Raw genomic sequence first — 13,532 nt, 5'->3', positions numbered from 1 at the left:
AATCTTATTCATAATTAATTCATATTCTTCTTTTATACTTACGTTAGTGAGGTGAACCTATTTGAAAAATATTCGTTACGCGTTTGCCAGCGTTTCTTATCATAAAAGGATTTCTTTTTGTATTGGTGTTTGCTCTGCTTTTTTTCTATTTTTATTGACTAGTCTGTTGAATTTGAAAGATCTAGAAACGTCTTTATATGATCAAGTAAGCGACTTGATCAATAACTCTGAGTACCATTCTAACTATCAAAAAATTATGCAGCTGTATTCTACTTTGTATTTAGTTTTTATATTACTGTGGGCAATGCTAATTACTCTGTTAGTTTTTATTTCATTAAATATAAAAAAACAAGATATGATGAAATGGCGTATTATGGGCTTTTCAAATCGTTTTATTGTGAAGCAATCTATTTTAGAAAGTATCATTCCAATTACAGTTGGAATAATCACCACTGGAGTAGTTCTTATTGTCTGTCAGCATACATATGAATTTATTTTATTACAAGTTAGACCACTACTTGCAAAAGGACTGGGAATTAAACGTGTGGCATTTTTCTCTTCTAATGTACTTATAGAAAGCACACCTAACCAAGTGATGAATTCAACTGGAGAAACACACTTTTTATCCCTAAGTATTAGCAGTTTACCGATTGCTACGATTTTCAAGGCTTTTTCAAAAAATTGTCTTTTATTATTATCGATTACAACTGGAGTTACTTTTGCTTCAACCTATTTTCTTTCAAGAAATTCAAAAAAAGTATTTAGGACGTGAGTGTATGAATTTTCCTTTAGCAAAAAATTGGACTGAAGAAAGTTTTAAGGAATTATTTCAACAACAACATATGACCGTTGTTTTAGAAGACCAAAGTAGTATTCAAGCCGATTTTTACTTTCTTATTGATAAAACATTTGAGATGAAACAATCGATGGCTGTGGGCTTTATTTCATCTGAAAATACTTTCTTACCTTATCTATCCATCAGAGACAATTTGTTTGTAGGTTCTTCCATCAAAGAAAAGGATAAAAAGAAACGGCTTGATGATCTATTTATTTATGTGGGACTTGCTACAAATGTACTAAACAAATCAGAAGAAGAACTAACTTCTTTTGAGCAAATTAAGCTTCATTTAGTTCAGCTTATGCTCATAGAAAAAGATGTTATCATTATTGATGACATTTTCCAAAAACTGTCTATTGGTCAAAGACAAGAGCTCCTACCTTTGCTTCAAAAAATAGCAAAAGAAAAACAAAAAGCCATTTTGGTTTTAACAAATGACATTCAGATCGCTGAAAGTCCTTACATGGATAAAGTTATCAAAATTGCATAAAAAGTACCGGTTAAACAAAATTGTTTAACCGGTACTTTTTACATTTCATCTTCTATTTCCACATCAGGAAAAGAAATAGTAAAACTTGTTCCTTTGCCCTCTTCACTTGTTACACTGATTTTTCCCTTATGCAAACGAACTAATTGTTGTACGATCGATAAGCCCAAACCAGATTCACCATATTTTGTATTTTTCCTTGAAGGATCGACTTTATAGTACCGATCCCAAATATTTTGGACTTGCTCTTCTGTCATCCCAATACCTGTATCCGAAATCGTTACAATCGTCTCTAAATAACCTTTTTGCAGACGAACTCGAATCTCACCGTCACGAGTAAATTGTATTGCGTTTTGAATAATATTGACCATGATCTGAACAAATCGATCATAATCAGCATATACATCGATTGCATTCTCAGCTTCCAAGATAAGTTTATCGTTTGCTGATTCTGCTTTCCCCTCTAATTGCGTAAGAATATTCTTCAATGTCTCTGTGGCATCAAATTTTTTGACGACAATACTGATTTGATTGGTTCGAATCTTTTCATAGTCTAAATTTTCATTTACAAGTCGAATCAAACGTGAGGTTTCATTTTGCATAAGTTTAATGGCATTTTCTCTTTGACCTTCGGGGATCGCATTATACTGAAGACCTTCCAATAAACCATTGATCGTCGTTAATGGCGTTCTCATCTCATGAGAAGCATCTGCCATGAATTGGCGCCGGCGATCTTCTTGCCGATCGATTTCTTCTCGGGATTCTTTCAAGGACTCGGCCATTTTATTGAAGTCTTCTGCTAGATCATCAAATTCATCTTTATCATGTGTGACTAATTTGACATCAAAATTCCCACTGGTTATCTCTTTAGTAGCCTTTCTCATACGATTGATCCGTTTCACTTGGAAACTAGCAAAAAAGTAACTTAAAATTAAGCCTACAATACTTGATATGATAAATCCTTTGAACAAGTTTGCAGTTATGGCATCCACACTATCAGAAACATTTTTAGCAGGTTGCGTAACCACTAATGCACCAACGATTGAATTTTCATTTGTTTGAACATTGGTCTTCGTAACTGGCATCATCACATAGGAAGACATATGTTTATTTCCATAAATATCTTTATCGATTGTGGTATATTCCTGTTGGCCTTGCATCAAGTTGGCCCAATTTTCTTCTATCAGAGAATAATCAAACTTCTTTTTAGTGTTCACAGGATATTGGATCGTCATATCATGATCTATAAATATAAACTGAACATCCTGATTGCTCAATACACTTTCAGATAAAGTAAACGACATATTTAGCAGCTCTTGTTCAGTCATTCCTGGGTAGCGATTGATCGAATCTTTTGTTTGCCAAGCTGATTGCGCATACCCTCTAAGCTGTTCATAATTTGTATCTTGCATTGTTTTTTTAGTTAGTTGTGTAAAGGATGTGCCCACAATTAAAATGATCAGTATGATCACACCCCAAAAAGCTAGTAATTGTTGGTATAAATATTTCATCTAAGCTACTCCAGAATCGTCAAATTTATACCCTACGCCCCAAACCGTTTGAATTACTTGTGGTCCAACTTTTTCAATTTTTTGACGCAATTTTTTTATATGCGCATCAACTGTACGTTCGTCTCCAAAATATTGATAATCCCAAACCATTTCAAGCAACTGCTCACGTGAAAATACTTGTCGCGGCTTTTTAGCTAACGTATATAAAAGATCAAATTCTTTTGGTGTTAATCCATCGATTGGCTGATTATCAAGATAGGCCTCTCTTGTCTTCGTATTCATCTTAAAGTGATCTGTTTCGACATCGAACTGATCATCTGAACGGTCTGCGCCATCTAAATTATGTTCTCCAATTTCAGAGCGGCGATGCAAGGCTTTTATTCGAGCAATCAACGTTAGCGGGCTAAACGGTTTTGTAACATAATCATCTGCTCCCATCTCTAATCCGATTACTTGATCGCTTTCTGAATCACGTGCTGTTAACATAATGATTGGAACCGAATTTGAAACTTTACGGACCTCACGACAGACCGCCATTCCGTCCATTGTAGGCAAGTTTAAGTCTAGAGTGATCATATCCCATTTCTCAGGATTTTCTAAAAAAGCATCTAAACCTTCCTTCCCATCATATTTAAATGTTGCCTCCCACCCCTCATTTAAGAAAAACATTTGCATCATTTCTGAAACAGATTCATTATCTTCTATCATTAAGACATTCATTATCTAATCGCCTCTTCCCTTCTAGTTTAACGTCATTTATATTATACTCTAAAATTGGCTTAGCTCCAATAACTTCTACCTTTCTTCAAAAAAGCTTTGTCTTTTATTCAATCTTTGATAAGATAAGTGTTGAAAGGACGTTGAAAATTCATGGAAAATATACAAGCAGTTGCTTTTTTTGATTTGGATGGAACCTTATTGAATGATAAGTCCCAAATCACACCCGAGATTACAAGCGCAATTCGTGCATTAAAAGCCAATCAAATTTTACCAATGATCGCGACTGGACGAACCGTTGTAGAAATTGAGCATATTATGAAAGATAGCGGCATTGATTCTGCGATCGTAATGAATGGTCAATTTATTCAAGTAGAAGGAAAGAAAGTTTATTCAGATGAATTCTCTTATGAAGAATGTCTAAAAATGTATGAACAGGTCAAAAGTCTTGGACATGAGATTTCTTTTTATAATGATCAACAAATTTGGTGTTCTGGTCACAGCGACATCTTAAGAAATGCCTATGCTTTTATTCATTCTGACGTTCCTGATATTGATCGATCCAATTTGGCTGAGAAAACTGTAAATATGATGTTAGTACTATCCGAAGATGGGGATGAGCATTATCTAAAGCAGTTCCCAGAAATGACCTTTTATCGTAATGGTCCTTATTCAATTGATACTGTAAGAAAAGGTGTCTCTAAAGGCAGTGGTGTTCAAAATCTATTTAAGACACTAGAACTGCCTAAAGTTCCAACTTTTGCATTTGGAGATGGGATTAATGATCTTGCATTATTTGAAGCTTGTGACCATAAAATTGCGATGGGCAATGCACGTAGCGAATTAAAAGAACGTTCTAGCTTTATCACCAAAAAAAATACTGACGGCGGAATTGTTCATGCGTTGAAACATTTTGACTTGATTTAACGAAGTGCTCTACTAAATTACACTAAAAAATCCCACTTCTTATTTAGAAGATGGGATTTCTTTTTTATGTCTTTTTTGATGAACACAGATAACGGTTCCTGTCACTTGAATCAGTAAGAGAAGAAGCAGGATTATGCTTAATCCCATATGTCCCTGATCGAACGTTCTTTTTAACAATACAAGTAAAATCAGACTGCTTACTGAATAAAGTGACCATTGCTTATCCATAATATATAGACCCCTTCGGTTTGTTATCTATAAGGATAGGACTTTTACTTGGAAAAAGCAAGGAACTTTTAGCTATCTGTGAAGTTTTCTACAATTTTTTAGGGTTTCCTTATAATTCTAAGAGAATTCTAAATATTTCTGCTCGTTGGTATTTTTCTAGATAATACGCTAGTCATTTCAAACAGGATAAAAAAGTGATACACTAACCTTATTGTAACCTTTAGGGTAAGGAGTTTTTTTATTATGAGAACAGATAAACAATCAACAATACAACTTATTTTAGATACGTGCTTAATGGCTGGAAAAATCATGACCGAAAGTGGCTCTGAAGTATATCGAGTTGAAGATACGATGAATCGTATTGCTGAAAATGCCGGTCAAAAAGAAAGTGTCAGCTACGTTACAGCGACAGGACTTTTTATGGGCTTTCGTTCTAGTAATTATACCCAATTAGAAAATGTTACAGAACGAAGTATCAATTTAGAAAATGTTGCGATCGTTAATGACCTTTCCCGAAAATTTGCTAACAAAGAAATTACATTGGAAGAACTTAATCGAAAGCTAAAAAATATCACTCATGAAGCACCCACTTATTCTACTTTTCTGCAAATTCTTTCAGCAGGAGTGGTCAGCTGTATGTTGATGTATATATTTGGTGGTACTTGGAATGATTTTTTCGCTACTTTTTTCATCGGTATGATCGGTTTTAGTGTAGCTTTTTTTACTAAAGAGTGGTTAAATATCAAGTTTTTAGATGATTTTCTTGCGGCTTTTTCAATTGGATTTTTAGCTTATCTAGCAGTAAAGTTTCATGTAGCTGAAAATATCGATAATATTATTATCGGTGCCGTCATGCCACTTGTGCCTGGAGTAGCTATTACAAACTCGTTTAGAGATATCTTAGCCGGCCATCTTTTGAGTGGAACTGCACGAGCCACCGAAGCCATCTTTGTGGCCGGCTCGATTGGGATTGGGATCGCCATTGTGTTTAAATTATTTATGTAAGGAGAAAATTCTGTGGAAGTTATTATACATTGCTTATTTAGTTATCTGAGTACGGTAACCTTTGGAATTGTTACAAATGTCCCTAGAAAAGTTTTAAACGCTTGCGGCCTCACTGGTGCTGTAGGCTGGATGATTTTTTGGTTCACGAAAAATTTGGAAGCAGGAGAAATTTTTGCTAATTTTCTGGGTGCTATTGGTATTGGTTTGTTAAGTATTTATTTTTCACGTAGAAAAAAAATGCCGATGACGATCTTTAATATTCCCAGCTTAGTTCCATTAGTACCTGGTGGAGCTGCCTATCAAGCAGTTAGAAGCATCGTTTTAGGTGATTATGTTGGAGGATTTCACTCGATCATCAATGTAATCATGACAGCCGGTGCAATTGCTGCTGGTTTTATGGTGACTGGTATCGTTGAACGTTTATTGAAAAAATTTTTTGATAAAAATAGATCGACAATCAATAATTCATAAGATAAAAACAGAAAAAAAAAAGCAGGAGCGCAAGACAAAACTAAAGGTCAGTTTTGTTTCGCGCTCTAAATCCGAATAAACAGCGCGGAAAAAGTAAATCCTTCGGAGCTAAACGCTTCTATCTCGCCTTTTTTAATCAACCGAAATTTCTTCAGCTGCTTCTTCGAAGAATAATAATAGATCTTGTAAGCTTAATTTTTCTTTTTCTGCCTTATTTAAATCTTTAATAATTTTTCCTTTTTGTAGGACGATCAAACGATTGCCATAGTGTAGTGCATCTTCCATACGATGCGTAATCATCAAACAGGTCAACTGACCTTCTTGGATTCGTTGATCTGTCAGTTGCATCAACTGTTTTGATGTTTTAGGATCTAACGCAGCTGTATGCTCATCTAAAAGTAATAGCTCGGGTTTGGTCAACGTTGCCATCAATAAACTTAAAGCTTGTCTTTGTCCGCCTGATAGATTTCCGGTTGGCGTATCTAAATGATTTTCCAGACCATTGCCAACTTCACTACAAATCTTTGTAAAAAAAGTTCTTTCTTCATTCAGCTTTCGTAAACGTAACCCTCGTCTTTTGCCTCGATGTAATGCTAATAATAAATTCTCTGCAACTGTCATCCTTGGGGCCGTTCCCATTTTTGGATCTTGAAACACTCGAGAAAAGTACTTTGCGCGCTTTTCTTCAGAATAATTTGTAATATTCTGACCGTCTATAAAAAGCTCCCCTTCACTTAGGTCCAAAGTTCCTGCAATACTATTAAATAACGTACTTTTCCCCGCACCATTCCCACCAAGTACCGTGACAAATTCACCTTGTGCAATTTTTAAATTTACATGATTCAAAATCAGTTTTGTTTCATTTAAGCCATTATCAATTTGTTTTGTCGCATTTTTAAGCTCTAACACTGTACTCATTTGTCTGCCTCCTTTTGTGGTAAAAAGTGAAGATTCAATGCTTTTTTTAGTTGTGGAATCATTAAACATGCCGCCAATATCACTGCTGAAAAGATTTTTAAATACGTTGTGTCGAAGCCCAGTTTAATGACAAGCAAAATAAGTAGTTGATAAATGATGCTTCCTACGACAATTGCCACAAGACGTTCAGCAAATGTCAGTTCACCAAAGAGGACCTCTCCAATAATGATTGAAGCCAAACCAATGACGATTACGCCAGTTCCTTTATTGACATCCGCGTAGCCATCATTTTGTGCAATTAGCGCCCCAGACAATGCAATGACACCATTTGATAATGTCAACCCTAATATTTTCATAGAATCCGTCTTGATTCCGATCGAACGGGCCATATGCTCGTTATCTCCAGTTGCAATATATGCTTGACCTAAATTCGTGTTAAAGAAAAACAGTAGTAAACTGATGATGATTGCTAAAACAATCACACCTAAAAAAATAATATCATAATAATTAGGTAAGTTTAGTTGTAAAAAGAAATCTTGAATTTTTGGTTTATTCAATAAAGATAAATTTGGTGTTTGCATCACATAAAGAATAACAGAATTCAAACCTAACATAACCAAAATCCCCGCTAAGATTACGGGAATTTTTCCTTTAGTAAATAGTAAACCTGTTACTAAACCTGCACACATCCCCGCTAAAACACCTAGTAATGTTGCTAAAATCGGATGGATACCGGATGTAATTGCCGTAACGCAAACTGCACCACCTAAAGGAAATGACCCCTCTGTTGTCATATCCGGAAAATTTAATATACGATATGTCATAAAAATCCCTAACCCTAATATTGCCCATAACATTCCTTGTCCAATCGCTGAAACAATCATTTGATCCTCTCCCTATTCTATAATCGTTGCTTTTGACTTGATATTTTCAGGAATTGAAATTCCTAATTTAGCAGCTTGTTTTTCGTTGATGATAATATCTCCCGTTTTAAATGTATAAATTGGCGTTGTTGTAGGTTTGGCTTTTCCTGATAAAATATCAGCCGCCATTTTACCTGTCTGTACACCCAAATCAAATTGATTGATTCCAACAGTAGCAAGTCCACCTTGTTCAACCATCGTATCTACGGATGGAATAATGGGTGTTTTGCTTTTATTTGCCTCATTCACAACCGTCTGCATTGCATTGGCAATCGTATTATCAGTGGGAATATAAATAAAATCGACTTCACTTGTCATGACTTGAACTGTTTGCGCAATTTCATTACTAGAAGGGACTGCATAGGTCTTAACACTCCATCCTTGATTTTCAGCAATTTTTTTTGCTTCCTCAACCTGATACTTAGAATTTTCTTCAGATGAAGCATATAATATACCGACCTTTTTACTTTCCGGCAAAATTTCTTTTACTAACTCAAATTGTGCATCAACTGGTGATTTATCACTGACACCCGTTATATTGCCACCAGGCTGTTGATCATTTTTTACAAGTCCAGCACTAACCGGATCAGTAATCGCACCAAGAACGATTGGGATTTCAGAAGTTGTATTAGCTAATGCTTGTGCTGCTGGTGTAGCGATTCCTATCAAGACATTAGATTTTTTTTCTTGCACTAATTGTTGACTCATCGTAGCTAATTTACTTTGATCAGCTTGTCCGTTTTGAAAAGCAATGGTTATATTCTTACCATCTTCATAGCCTTCTTCTTTCAACCCCGTCTGGATGCCTTTATAGATTTGATCCAGTGCAGGATGACTAACAAATTGCAGTACACCAACGGTTGGCAACTCCTCTTTGACCGTCTCTTTTTTTTCGAAAAAAAATGAACCAATTAAAAAAATAACAATAATTGCTACAACAAATGATAAACGATTTTTTCTCATAAATTCTCCTCCTAAATGTGAATACGTAGTTGGCTTGTTTAGCTCTGTATGAAAGTATTAAAAAAAGACAACGACAATTCCTAAAAAGGAGCAGTCGTTGTCTTTTCAACAAAAACCGCATAGACTAATCATCTATGCGGTCAAAAATACAGTTTTAATATACCGACATAGATACAAAATTTAGAAATCATCTTCTAAAGTTGTATCTATGAGAGTCTCATACATACAACTATCTACGCCAGTTTTGCCATGAATGATTCAATTTGCTAATTGGTTTTGATAGTTGGTTCATGTAATCACTCCTACAAGTTTTTTCTGTTACAGCAAGTGTACACTATAGAGAATTTATTCGTCAAGTCTAAAAATGTATTAAATAGAAATTATTTTGACTCTTCACTAGTTCTTTTGCTCTTTTTCAACTGTCTTCGATAGCTCCAACTATCTTTATTTTCTTTGAACGGATAAAAATTCAAACTTGTGAACATTTGCTTAGATGCTTTATTCCAATCAAAAATTTCACTTACCATGATAAATTCTCTACCTAATTTTTTTGATTTGTAGATAAAGTATTTTGTGACCGCCCGTCCAATATGCCGATTGCGAAACGCTTGATCGATCACAATGGCATAATCATCTTTTGCTAGCCAGACATCACCGATTATTTGAACAAGGTCGCCGTTTTTATATTCAATGTAATAAAGTAACCCATGCTCATTTTGCCATTCATACATTTGTTGAATTTGTTCTTCTGAATACGTGATTTTAGCACCCACGATATGATACATACTCTCTGGATCTTGATACCATTTTAATGATTCTTTACGAAGCTTATCAAAGGGGATTAAATAGATTTTTTCTGTTATTTGAATTTTTTTAGACCTATTACGTTTGAAAGAGGACTCAGTTTTAGGCTGAGTCCTCTTTCTTATTAAGTCAGTCGCTAAAGTCCGCCATTTAATACTTGTCACGTCGTTCACTTCTTACGTATACACGTTGCAATCTAGGTTTCATTGTAAAAAGTCCCAATAAACTGAATAAAATAAATTCTTTCATATCAAGCCCTTCTTTCCAAAATTGATTTATTGCACTATAGAATCAGCTTCTGTATTCGGATCATCCACTGGTTCTTCATTAATGGTTTGATCTTCCTTTGTTGTTTCTGTTGTTTCTTCTGTTGAAGTTGTTGTAGGGGGTTGAACGCTTTGCCCTACACCAGACAATGGCAACTGATTTAAAGCAGGAATCAACATTGTTTTAGTGTCTAAACTTTCATCCACGATGATTCTATTTTTTTCTTTCCCATTTTCAAAGAAAAGAATCGTGACTTCATTTTTTTTGATATTATATTTTTTTTCAATTTTTTCGGCTTCATAAACAATTGGATAAATATAAATACTATGATTAAATTCTTTCATTTGATTTGAATCTTTTAAAACAGCGATGACATTTTCGTATGTTTTCCCACTTGGTACTGAAAATAAAACAGTCATTGCAGTCTTTTCACTAATTGTTTTATCAGCTGTTTTCGCCTCTAAATAATTGGCTTTTTTAGTAAGCCTTTCTTGATTTACTAAAGAGTTGATCTCAGATGATCGAATATTAGCCTGTACTTTAGGCACCACTATAAATAGACTAATAATAAATAAAACAAGCACTGCTAAAATAATCGCACTTAGTTTTTTCTGTTTGTTTATAGATGCTACAAAATCATCTTTAACATCAACAAAATTCTTCTTCATGGGTCTGCTCCTCTACAACTTATACTTTTATTATACTAGTAGTTGATTCCTTTGCCTAGTATAACAAACAATGAGCAGTTGATATTTAATAAAAAAAGGATATTTTTCTACTTATATACACCTAAATATTAAAAAACAATAATATTATGATTGATTCATTCACCTGTTGACAAAACGGATGCGCTATCCTATACTTTCATTAATGATAAATATATTAAAATACAATGAAAAGAAGAGTACTGTTTTAGAAAGTTGATTAGAGAGTCTCGGTAGCTGAAAAGAGGTAATTTGAAAAAACAGGAAGATGGTCTTTAAGTAAATCTTGGTCAACACTGTACAGCCAAGTTTGGGAACGCCCAATACAGCGTCCGAGTATTGATTAAATAGATTTGTACTCATTGAGAAGAATCTTGTGAGAGATTTTTGAATAAAGGTGGTAACACGCTCAGTCGTCCTTTACTTTTGCAAAAAAAAGTAGGGGGCTTTTTTTATTTTCAACTAAATCTGACTAAAAAATGGAGGAAATATTATGCCAAACAGCAACAAAAAAATCCCTTTTCGTTACGATATCGTAGGCAGCTTTCTACGACCAGAACACTTAAAAAATGCACGTACTGCATTCGCCGACGGTGATCTTTCTAAGGAAGAATTAACCAAAGTAGAAGATAAAGCGATTATCGAATTAATTGAAAAACAAAAGACAGCTGGACTCTACGCTGTAACTGATGGTGAATTTCGCCGTCGTTGGTGGCATTTAGATTTTATTGCTGGTTTAAATGGTATTACTGTTTATGATTTCCAAACAACTGCCTTTGGTTTAACTACGGAAGCTCAAGGGACATACGTTAGTGGCCCTCTATCGTTTTCTGACAATCATCCTTTCCTTGAGCACTTTCGCTTTACACAAAAATATGCTTCACCCGCTTTAGCGAAGCAAACAATTCCGGGGCCAAATATGATTTTCTTGGATTCCTTGATTTTATCAAAGCAATACAATGAACAACCAATCTATGATTCATTAGAAGCATTCAAAAAAGATTTGATCCAAACATACCAAGATGCAATCCAAGCTTTTTATGATGCGGGTTGTCGCTATTTACAACTGGATGATACAAGTTGGGGTGGTTTATTCGATGATCGATTCCGTGAAATGATTAAAGCGAATGGCTTAGATGCTGATCAACTATTAACTGATTTTCAAGAAGTAACTGAAAAATCTTTAGCAAACAAACCTGCTGATCTAGCTGTTACCTTCCACTTCTGTAAAGGAAATTTCCAATCCCATTGGCTTTATAATGGTTCTTATGAAAAAATCGCTAAAAATTTATTTTCAATCGATGCCTTTGACGGTTTTTTCTTAGAATATGATGATGAACGTTCTGGCGGCTTTGAGCCTCTGAAAGAATTAAAGGACCAACGAATTGTTCTAGGATTGATTACAACAAAAAATGGTCAACTAGAAATTTCAGACATGCTTGTTGAACGAATCAACGAAGCTGCTCAATTTGTACCGTTGGAGCAAATTTGTTTATCGCCACAGTGTGGATTTGCCTCAACTCACGAAGGCAATCACTTAACTGAGGACGACCAATGGCAAAAAATCGAACTTTTAAAAACCGTGGCTGAAACAGTTTGGCAAGATGCTTAAATAAAAAGGAGGCAATAACATGACCGCTATCAAAGATATTCCATTTCGCTACGACCAAGTAGGGAGTTTCTTACGCCCTGATGCACTAAAAACAGCTCGAGAAAATTTTCTAAAGCAAACAATTTCTGTGGCTGAGCTGAAATCAGTCGAAGACCAAGCAATTATTGAACTGATCAACAAACAAGTCCACAATGGTTTGAAGGCTGTGACAGACGGTGAATTTCGTCGTAGCTGGTGGCATCTAGATTTTTTATGGGGATTGAATGGTGTTGATCAACTCATACCTGAGCATGGCTATCAATTCAATCAAGTAGAAACTAGAGCTGCTTCATATCAGATATCAGATAAAGTCACTTTCAACCCAGATCATCCCTTTTTCGAAGCTTTCACGTTCTTAAAGGAGCATACACCAGAAGGAATCATACCTAAAGCAACAATTCCTTCACCCACACTACTTTTTAATCGAAAAAGTGATACTTTTACTTATGCGAGTTACACAGATGAAAAAGTTTTTATTGATGATTTAGCCACAGCCTATCATAAAACTATCCAAAAATTTTACGATCTAGGTTGTCGTTATCTTCAATTGGATGATACTTCTTGGGGAATGTATACAGGATTTATCGAAAATGCTAAATCAGAAGAAGAAATCAAGCATTGGCATCAACAATGTGAAGCCGGCGTTACTGTTATTAACCAGTTACTTAAAGGACTACCGGATGATTTAATCATTACCATGCATGTTTGTCGCGGTAATTATAAATCTGATTGGGCCATCGCTGGACCTTATGATCATGTTGCTACTTATCTAGCCCAATTAAATATCGATGGCTATTTCTTAGAATACGATGATGATCGTTCTGGTGGATTTGAACCGTTAGGGCAAATCTTTAAAAATAATCCTACAAAAAAAGTAGTTTTAGGGTTAATAACTTCCAAGTTTCCTATTTTAGAATCAGAAGAAGGTTTAATCAACAGAATTAATGAAGCAACCCCCTTTATCCCATTGGAAAATCTTTGTCTGTCTCCACAATGCGGATTTGCTTCTACTGAAGAAGGAAATCATCTGACTGAAGCCGAGCAATGGGCCAAAGTCAGACTAGTTGTTGATACCGCTAAACATGTTTGGCAAGATGCATAACAAAAAACAAGAAGTT

Annotated in this window: 15 protein-coding genes; 7 read left to right on the top strand and 8 right to left on the bottom strand. The window is 34.9% G+C overall.

Annotated features, from left to right (window positions below):
- The first annotated feature begins 61 nt into the window (after nucleotides 1-61).
- Together BCR24_RS14840 and BCR24_RS14835 are read left to right on the top strand one after the other, a co-directional pair.
- On the top strand, nucleotides 62-772 hold the full coding sequence (locus BCR24_RS14840) for a hypothetical protein (protein WP_069641279.1): 711 nt from the start codon (nucleotides 62-64) through the stop codon (nucleotides 770-772).
- 4 nt (nucleotides 773-776) lie between these two features.
- Complete coding sequence (locus BCR24_RS14835) at nucleotides 777-1,328, top strand: ATP-binding cassette domain-containing protein (RefSeq protein ID WP_069641425.1); 552 nt, start codon at nucleotides 777-779, stop codon at nucleotides 1,326-1,328.
- 38 nt (nucleotides 1,329-1,366) lie between these two features.
- On the opposite strand, the gene BCR24_RS14830 is transcribed toward BCR24_RS14835, so the two are convergent.
- Together BCR24_RS14830 and BCR24_RS14825 are read right to left on the bottom strand one after the other, a co-directional pair.
- Nucleotides 1,367-2,836 carry a sensor histidine kinase gene (locus tag BCR24_RS14830; protein WP_069641278.1) on the bottom strand — a complete coding sequence of 490 codons (1,470 nt, stop codon included), beginning with the start codon at nucleotides 2,834-2,836 and terminating at the stop codon, nucleotides 1,367-1,369.
- Entirely contained in the window at nucleotides 2,837-3,556 is a 720-nt protein-coding gene (locus BCR24_RS14825; RefSeq protein WP_069641277.1) for a response regulator transcription factor, read from the bottom strand.
- A 150-nt stretch (nucleotides 3,557-3,706) separates the two neighbouring features.
- Between BCR24_RS14825 and BCR24_RS14820 the strand changes: the two genes are divergently transcribed.
- Nucleotides 3,707-4,480, top strand: coding sequence for a Cof-type HAD-IIB family hydrolase (locus BCR24_RS14820; RefSeq protein ID WP_069641276.1), 774 nt, complete (start codon nucleotides 3,707-3,709; stop codon nucleotides 4,478-4,480).
- A 39-nt stretch (nucleotides 4,481-4,519) separates the two neighbouring features.
- On the opposite strand, the gene BCR24_RS14815 is transcribed toward BCR24_RS14820, so the two are convergent.
- The gene (locus tag BCR24_RS14815) at nucleotides 4,520-4,708 is read right to left on the bottom strand and encodes a hypothetical protein (protein ID WP_069641275.1); all 189 of its coding nucleotides are present in this window, start codon (nucleotides 4,706-4,708) and stop codon (nucleotides 4,520-4,522) included.
- Between the two features lie 243 nt (nucleotides 4,709-4,951).
- Here BCR24_RS14815 and BCR24_RS14810 point away from each other — a divergent pair, with 243 nt between their 5' ends.
- Entirely contained in the window at nucleotides 4,952-5,713 is a 762-nt protein-coding gene (locus BCR24_RS14810; protein ID WP_069641274.1) for a threonine/serine exporter family protein, read from the top strand.
- Nucleotides 5,714-5,725: 12 nt separating this feature from the next.
- The gene (locus tag BCR24_RS14805) at nucleotides 5,726-6,184 is read left to right on the top strand and encodes a threonine/serine exporter family protein (RefSeq protein WP_069641273.1); all 459 of its coding nucleotides are present in this window, start codon (nucleotides 5,726-5,728) and stop codon (nucleotides 6,182-6,184) included.
- Nucleotides 6,185-6,316: 132 nt separating this feature from the next.
- On the opposite strand, the gene BCR24_RS14800 is transcribed toward BCR24_RS14805, so the two are convergent.
- The 5 genes from BCR24_RS14800 to BCR24_RS14780 all read right to left on the bottom strand — a co-directional run bounded on the left by BCR24_RS14800 (nucleotide 6,317) and on the right by BCR24_RS14780 (nucleotide 10,727).
- Nucleotides 6,317-7,102 (bottom strand): ABC transporter ATP-binding protein, encoded by a 786-nt coding sequence (locus BCR24_RS14800; RefSeq protein WP_069641272.1) that lies wholly within the window; start codon nucleotides 7,100-7,102, stop codon nucleotides 6,317-6,319.
- The gene (locus BCR24_RS14795; RefSeq protein WP_069641271.1) at nucleotides 7,099-7,986 is read right to left on the bottom strand and encodes an ABC transporter permease; all 888 of its coding nucleotides are present in this window, start codon (nucleotides 7,984-7,986) and stop codon (nucleotides 7,099-7,101) included. Before BCR24_RS14795 ends, BCR24_RS14800 begins: the two co-directional genes overlap by 4 nt.
- 12 nt (nucleotides 7,987-7,998) lie before the next feature.
- Nucleotides 7,999-8,988 carry a tryptophan ABC transporter substrate-binding protein gene (gene trpX / locus BCR24_RS14790; protein ID WP_069641270.1) on the bottom strand — a complete coding sequence of 330 codons (990 nt, stop codon included), beginning with the start codon at nucleotides 8,986-8,988 and terminating at the stop codon, nucleotides 7,999-8,001.
- Between the two features lie 380 nt (nucleotides 8,989-9,368).
- Nucleotides 9,369-9,956 (bottom strand): GNAT family N-acetyltransferase, encoded by a 588-nt coding sequence (locus tag BCR24_RS14785; RefSeq protein ID WP_069641269.1) that lies wholly within the window; start codon nucleotides 9,954-9,956, stop codon nucleotides 9,369-9,371.
- 111 nt (nucleotides 9,957-10,067) lie between these two features.
- Entirely contained in the window at nucleotides 10,068-10,727 is a 660-nt protein-coding gene (locus BCR24_RS14780; protein WP_069641268.1) for a hypothetical protein, read from the bottom strand.
- 529 nt (nucleotides 10,728-11,256) lie between these two features.
- Here BCR24_RS14780 and BCR24_RS14775 point away from each other — a divergent pair.
- Both BCR24_RS14775 and BCR24_RS14770 read left to right on the top strand, forming a co-directional pair.
- Nucleotides 11,257-12,375 (top strand): 5-methyltetrahydropteroyltriglutamate--homocysteine S-methyltransferase, encoded by a 1,119-nt coding sequence (locus tag BCR24_RS14775; RefSeq protein ID WP_069641267.1) that lies wholly within the window; start codon nucleotides 11,257-11,259, stop codon nucleotides 12,373-12,375.
- A 19-nt stretch (nucleotides 12,376-12,394) separates the two neighbouring features.
- The gene (locus BCR24_RS14770; RefSeq protein WP_069641266.1) at nucleotides 12,395-13,516 is read left to right on the top strand and encodes a 5-methyltetrahydropteroyltriglutamate--homocysteine S-methyltransferase; all 1,122 of its coding nucleotides are present in this window, start codon (nucleotides 12,395-12,397) and stop codon (nucleotides 13,514-13,516) included.
- Nucleotides 13,517-13,532: the final 16 nt, after the last annotated feature.

This window comes from Enterococcus ureilyticus, assembly GCF_001730315.1.
GTDB lineage: Bacteria > Bacillota > Bacilli > Lactobacillales > Enterococcaceae > Enterococcus_L > Enterococcus_L ureilyticus.
Note: the sequence above shows the minus strand (reverse complement) of the source record. Positions and strands in the feature narration are given on the sequence as shown.

What these genes read in the sequence shown, in the direction of transcription:
- BCR24_RS14835 (WP_069641425.1), top strand. Translation starts at nt 777, where the DNA reads ATGAATTTTCCTTTAGCAAAAAATTGGACTGAAGAAAGTTTTAAGGAA.
- BCR24_RS14830 (WP_069641278.1), bottom strand. Translation starts at nt 2,836, where the DNA reads ATGAAATATTTATACCAACAATTACTAGCTTTTTGGGGTGTGATCATA.
- BCR24_RS14825 (WP_069641277.1), bottom strand. Translation starts at nt 3,556, where the DNA reads ATGAATGTCTTAATGATAGAAGATAATGAATCTGTTTCAGAAATGATG.
- BCR24_RS14820 (WP_069641276.1), top strand. Translation starts at nt 3,707, where the DNA reads ATGGAAAATATACAAGCAGTTGCTTTTTTTGATTTGGATGGAACCTTA.
- BCR24_RS14815 (WP_069641275.1), bottom strand. Translation starts at nt 4,708, where the DNA reads ATGGATAAGCAATGGTCACTTTATTCAGTAAGCAGTCTGATTTTACTT.
- BCR24_RS14810 (WP_069641274.1), top strand. Translation starts at nt 4,952, where the DNA reads ATGAGAACAGATAAACAATCAACAATACAACTTATTTTAGATACGTGC.
- BCR24_RS14800 (WP_069641272.1), bottom strand. Translation starts at nt 7,102, where the DNA reads ATGAGTACAGTGTTAGAGCTTAAAAATGCGACAAAACAAATTGATAAT.
- BCR24_RS14795 (WP_069641271.1), bottom strand. Translation starts at nt 7,986, where the DNA reads ATGATTGTTTCAGCGATTGGACAAGGAATGTTATGGGCAATATTAGGG.
- trpX (WP_069641270.1), bottom strand. Translation starts at nt 8,988, where the DNA reads ATGAGAAAAAATCGTTTATCATTTGTTGTAGCAATTATTGTTATTTTT.
- BCR24_RS14780 (WP_069641268.1), bottom strand. Translation starts at nt 10,727, where the DNA reads ATGAAGAAGAATTTTGTTGATGTTAAAGATGATTTTGTAGCATCTATA.
- BCR24_RS14775 (WP_069641267.1), top strand. Translation starts at nt 11,257, where the DNA reads ATGCCAAACAGCAACAAAAAAATCCCTTTTCGTTACGATATCGTAGGC.
- BCR24_RS14770 (WP_069641266.1), top strand. Translation starts at nt 12,395, where the DNA reads ATGACCGCTATCAAAGATATTCCATTTCGCTACGACCAAGTAGGGAGT.